Source organism: Natrinema soli (assembly GCF_028618695.1).
Genome location: NZ_JAQIVI010000245.1, coordinates 1 through 5,240, shown reverse-complemented (window position 1 = coordinate 5,240; position 5,240 = coordinate 1). Strand labels below are relative to the sequence as shown.

Sequence of the window (5,240 nt, the reverse complement as noted above, 5' to 3'; positions counted from 1 at the left end):
TTGGTCGCTCGAGGCGCCCATCGAGCGGGTGACCGGCTACGACGTGCCGGTTCCGCTTCCGGCCCGCGAGGACGCATATCGGCCGGGTCCGGATCGGATTCGGGCGGCGATCGAACGGGTGCTCGCTCCGTAGGAGTATCCGATTCCCGACTCGCCGGGTCCGGAGGTGGACTTATTCCGTCGGCGCGCGTAACGGTCGTGCATGGCACGAAACGTTCTCGTGGCGGTCGACGACTCGAATCAGTCGACTGAGGCGCTCGAGTTCGCCTGTACGGAGTATCCGGAGGCGACGATCACCGCGCTCTACATCCTCGATCCGGGCGACTTCTACGCGGTCAGCGGTATCGAAGGGACCGCGATGGCGAACTACGACGAGGTACAGGGCCACCACGAAGAGCGAGCCGAGAACATCCTCGAGGCGGCGCGTGAACAGGCGGCCGAACACGGCGTCGAACTCGAGACGGAGCACGTCCTCGGGAGCGTCTCGCGATCGATCGTGGATTTCGCCGCTGAACACGACATCGACCACATCGTCGTCGGCAGCCATGGCCGGACGGGTGCGAGTCGAATCCTCCTCGGCAGCGTCGCGGAGACGGTCGCCCGCCGGTCACCGGTGCCGGTGACGATCGTTCGGTGATCGGTCGTCGCCGTCGGATTCCGTGTTGCAAACGGTGACGGTGCGTGCTTGAAGTGACGAGCACAGCGACTGCTGGTCAAGTGGTGTGATGCGATACGGAACGACAAGAGATGGTGTTGATTAGACCGAGACGGTCTGGCTCTCCTGTTCGGACTCGGTCGAGCGCATGTCGAGATCGGCTTTTAGAGCCTCGATGGCCTCCTCGGGGTCGGTCTCGGAGTCGAAGACCCGATCGAAACCCATGTTCCGGAAGAACGACCGCGTCTCGTCGAAGTCGTCCTGTCCGACGGCGAGGTTGCCGCCGATGTAGGTCGTGACGTCGATGTCGGATTCGGCGATTCGTTGGTGGAAGCCCTCGCAGTCCTGTTTGGCGTGGCCGTAGAGCGATGAGACGAGTACAGCCTCGGCGTCGTTGGCGGACGCGGCTTCGACGAACTCCTCCTGAGAGCTCTGCACGCCCAGGTTGACGACGTCGAATCCGGCTGCCTCCAGCGCCTGTTCCAGGATGGTAATCCCGACGACGTGTGCGTCGGACCCGATCACGCCGAGGATGACTGTCTTCGTCATGTGCGTACCTCCACTAACTGGCGACACCACCATAAACCTAATGATTAATAATGTGCTAATCGTTCGCACGGTTTCCCTCGGGCGATTACTCGGCAGCTGTTGGCGAACGAATCGCTCGACGAGTCGTCCGTTCGATCTCGAGGACGATCGCCGTCCGAACGTCACGTCGCGGAACGAAACTCGAGTCAGTCGGGCACCCGGCCAGACGGGTAGGTGTGCCTGGGTTCCCGGTGGAACTGCGGCCGTCCGACTGTGATCGTGAGGACTGAGCCGACCAGGACGGACAGCGATCCGTCTCAGACGCTGACGAGCGAGCCGATCGGGGCGTCGGTGCGTTCGCGGGCGCGCCGAATGCCGTCCTGGCCGGCCGCAATGAGCGCGAAGACGCCGGCGACCTCGGCCTCGGCGGTGTGGGCGATGTCCAACAGGAGTTCCTGGGTCTCGCCCGAGCGAATGAGGTCGTCGACGACCAGTACCGATTCGCCCGGATCGATGGCGGAGGCGGGCAGATAGTAGGTAAGTTCGATTCCGGACTGGAGTCGCTGGCGGGCCTCGATGAACTCCTCGACGGCGGTCTCTTTTTGCTTTTTCGCGTAGGCACACCGGACGCCGTAGTAGCTCGCGAGCGCGGCCGCGAGCGTAATTCCGTCGGTCGCGGCGGTGAGGACGACGTCCGGACGCTCGAAGTCGAAACCGTTGGCCACGACCGGGGCGGCCAGATCGAGGAAGGGCTGATCGAAGACGGTCGCCGAATTGTCCACGTACCCCTCGTCGTCGACGCGGATGCGCGCGTCGAGCTCCTCGGCTAACGCCGCTCGGCCGAGCTCGTCGACGACCTCGCGCGCGCGATCGGTACCGGGAAGGACGTGCCCGTTGACGTATCGGTTGAGATCGCCCGCAGGCAGCCCCGTCGTCTCGGCGAGTTCATCGTACGTTCTCGTCTCCTTCAACATCCGCAACACGTCGACGGCCCGCAGCTGGAGGGCTGCCTTCTCGGCTCTGTTCATACGGATATGCACGATTCCGCAAGTATGGGTATTACGATCGAAATCCGCTCGTGAAATCAGCACGAATGTGGCTCACACTCGGGCGGGCGGCTCCGACCGAGCGCGTCCGAACGAGCGGCCGACACCCTGACCGAGCGGCGACTGTGGCAACGCGATGGCTGAGAACCGCCGAAAACGCGGTCGCAGTCTTACTGCAGGAAGTCGGGCTGGGTCCGCTGCTCCTCGATTTCGCTCTCGAGATGAGCGCGGAACTCGTCGATTTCGACGTCGTACTCCTGATCCTCGAAGCGGTCTCGAACCGAGATGTTGCCGTCGTCCTCCTCGTTGTCGCCGACGATGATCTGGTACGGCACGCGGTCATCGTGGGCCGCGCGAATCTTTCGTTCTAACGTGCTGTCGCGACCGTCGACCTCGACGCGGAAGTCGTCGAACTCGTTGGCGACGCGGTGGGCGTAGCCGAGGTTGTCGTCGGAGATGGGCAGTACGCGGACCTGTTCAGGTGCGAGCCAAAGCGGGAACTGGCCCTCGTAGTGCTCGATGAGCATCATGAAGAACCGCTCGTAGCTGCCGTAGAGCGCGCGGTGGATCATGACGGGGCGGTGTTCCTCGTTGTCCTTGCCGACGTAGTTCAGATCGAAGCGCTCGGGCATGTTGAAGTCCAGCTGGACCGTCGGGCCGTCCCACGAGCGGCCGATGGCGTCCTCGAACGCGAAGTCGATCTTCGGCCCGTAGAACGCGCCGTCGCCCTCCTCGACCTCGTACTCGTGACCGTGAGAGTCGAGCACGCTCTCGAGTTGGTCCTCCGCGCGGTCCCAGATCTCGTCGCTCCCGACCGACTTCTCGGGGCGCGTGGCCAGCGCCATCTCGTACTCGAGGTCGAACGTGTCCAGCACATCCGTGATCATGGCCATGATCTGCTCGACTTCCGACTTGATCTGTTCGGGGCGGACGAAGAGGTGGCCGTCGTCGATGGTGAAGGCCCAGACCCGCGAGAGCCCGGAGAGCTCGCCGCGCTGTTCCTTGCGGTAGACCTTCCCGTTTTCCGCGTAGCGGATCGGGAGGTCGCGGTAGCTCCAGGAGTGATCCTGGAAGATGGCGGCATGGCCGGGACAGTTCATCGGCTTCAGGCCGAACTCGTCGTCGCCGACGTCGAAGATGAACATGTCGTCCTGATAGTTCTCGTAGTGGCCCGAGCGGTGCCAGAGGTCCGTCTTGAAGACGTGTGGCGTTTCGACGTAGTCGTAGCCCGCGTCTTCGTTGAGATCCTCGACGAACTCCTCGAGTTCCTTGAGGACGGTCTTCCCGGCGGGGTGATAGAGCGGGAGGCCGGGGCCCGTCACGTCCTGAATCGAGAAGAGGTCCATCTCGTTGCCGATCCGGCGGTGGTCGCGCTTCTCGGCTTCTTGCTTGCGATTGAGGAACGCCTCGAGGTCGCTCTCGTCCTCGAAGGCGGTGCCGTAGATGCGCGTCTGCATCGTGTTCTCCTCGTCGCCGCGCCAGTAGGCACCCGCAATCTCGAGCAGTTCGACCGCGCCGATCTCGCCCGTCGACGCGACGTGCGGGCCGGCACAGAGGTCCTCCCACTCGCCCTGTCTGTAGAACGTAACCGTGTCTCCCTCCTCGGCGAACTCCGCGAGGAGTTCGAGCTTGTAGGGCTCGTCGGCCAGTCGCTCCTCGGCCTCCTCGATCGAAACGACCTCGCGCTCGATCTCGTAGTCGTCGTCGATGATCTCTGCCATCTCGTCCTCGAGGTCCGTGAGGTCTTCCTCGTCGATATCGAGGTTGTCGAAGTCGTAGTAGAAGCCCTCGTCCGTCGGCGGGCCGATGGCCAGATCGACGTCGTCGTAGTGGCGCTCGACGGCCTGGGCGAGACAGTGCGAGGCGGAGTGGCGCATGACCTGCAGGTACTCCTCGGACTGGTCCGTGACGATCTCGAGTTCGGCACCGTCGTAGACTGGCTGTTCCTTGGCGACGAGGTCGCCGTCGAGTTTGCCGGCGACCGTGTCGCTGCCGAGCCCGGGACCGATCTCGTAGGCGCAGTCCTCGACCGTGGCGTCTTCGGCGACCTCGAGTTCGGATCCGTCGGGTAGTACGACCGCTATCTGCCGCTGTGAATCTGATTCTGACATGACTGTGGATGTGGTGAAAATCCCGGTGGCGTGTCCGCGCCGCGTCCCGCACACTGGTCGACCGTGGCCGACGCAATACGCGGTAGGTGGGAATTAGAAACGGGCAAACGCCCCTGTAAAGCGGACACCTACCATCGTGGCTACGGCTACTCTCGAACGGGATAAAAGTATTTTGATGGGGCCGAGTCGGTCAGAACCGGTCGATCGTCGCGTCCGCTCGACGTGCGGGTGCGACCGGTACTCGTTTTTCGCGTCCCGTCGATAGGCCGGTATGAGCGTCAACGCGGTTCTCTTCGACTTCGACGACACGTTCTATCCCTACTCGCCGTGTAACGAGGCGGGAAAGGACACCGCTCGAGCGACCGCACGGGACCTCGGCTACGACTTCGACCGCGAGTCGTTCGAGGCGTTCTACCAGGCGGGGCGCCGTGCGACGAAGCGCGAGCTCCCCGGGACGGCGGCCTCCCACGAGCGCTTTCTCTACTTCAAACGCGCCCTCGAGCGCCGCGTCGGTCGTCCGAGACCGGCGGACGCGCTCGCGCTCGGAGAGGCCTACTGGGAGGCGTATATCGACGAAATGGCGCTCTATCCCGGGGTCGAGCGAACTCTCGAGACGCTGCGCGAAAACGGGATCGACGTCGCCATCGTCACGAATCTCACGACGCGCGTCCAACTCGAGAAACTCGCCGCGCTGGGACTCGAGTCCCACATCGACCTGCTTCTCACCTCCGAAGAGACCGGCCGGGAGAAGCCGGGATCGGTCATGTTCACGCTGCCCCTGTCGCGACTCGAGCGGCGGCCGTCGGAGGCGGTGATGGTGGGTGACGACGTGGAGGCGGACATCGCGGGCGGGAACGCCGTCGGGCGCTCGACGGCGCTGTTCGACGCCGAGGGCGACCG

General features: G+C 64.0%; 5 protein-coding genes. 2 read left to right on the top strand and 3 right to left on the bottom strand.

The window, feature by feature from the left end; all coding sequences use genetic code 11:
• The first annotated feature begins 202 nt into the window (after positions 1 to 202).
• Entirely contained in the window at positions 203 to 637 is a 435-nt protein-coding gene (locus PGX04_RS15845; protein WP_273739395.1) for a universal stress protein, read from the top strand.
• A gap of 120 nt (positions 638 to 757) precedes the next feature.
• On the opposite strand, the gene glmS is transcribed toward PGX04_RS15845, so the two are convergent.
• From glmS to thrS, 3 genes are all read right to left on the bottom strand, one after another.
• Complete coding sequence (glmS, locus tag PGX04_RS15840) at positions 758 to 1,204, bottom strand: methylaspartate mutase subunit S (protein ID WP_273739394.1); 447 nt, start codon at positions 1,202 to 1,204, stop codon at positions 758 to 760.
• 296 nt (positions 1,205 to 1,500) lie between these two features.
• Entirely contained in the window at positions 1,501 to 2,211 is a 711-nt protein-coding gene (locus tag PGX04_RS15835) for a phosphoribosyltransferase family protein (RefSeq protein WP_273739393.1), read from the bottom strand.
• 188 nt (positions 2,212 to 2,399) lie between these two features.
• Positions 2,400 to 4,340 carry a threonine--tRNA ligase gene (gene thrS, locus PGX04_RS15830; RefSeq protein ID WP_273739392.1) on the bottom strand — a complete coding sequence of 647 codons (1,941 nt, stop codon included), beginning with the start codon at positions 4,338 to 4,340 and terminating at the stop codon, positions 2,400 to 2,402.
• Positions 4,341 to 4,611: 271 nt separating this feature from the next.
• Between thrS and PGX04_RS15825 the strand changes: the two genes are divergently transcribed.
• Positions 4,612 to 5,240: ribulose-1,5-bisphosphate 5-phosphatase (locus tag PGX04_RS15825; protein WP_273739391.1), on the top strand; the 629-nt coding region annotated here is incomplete at its 3' end.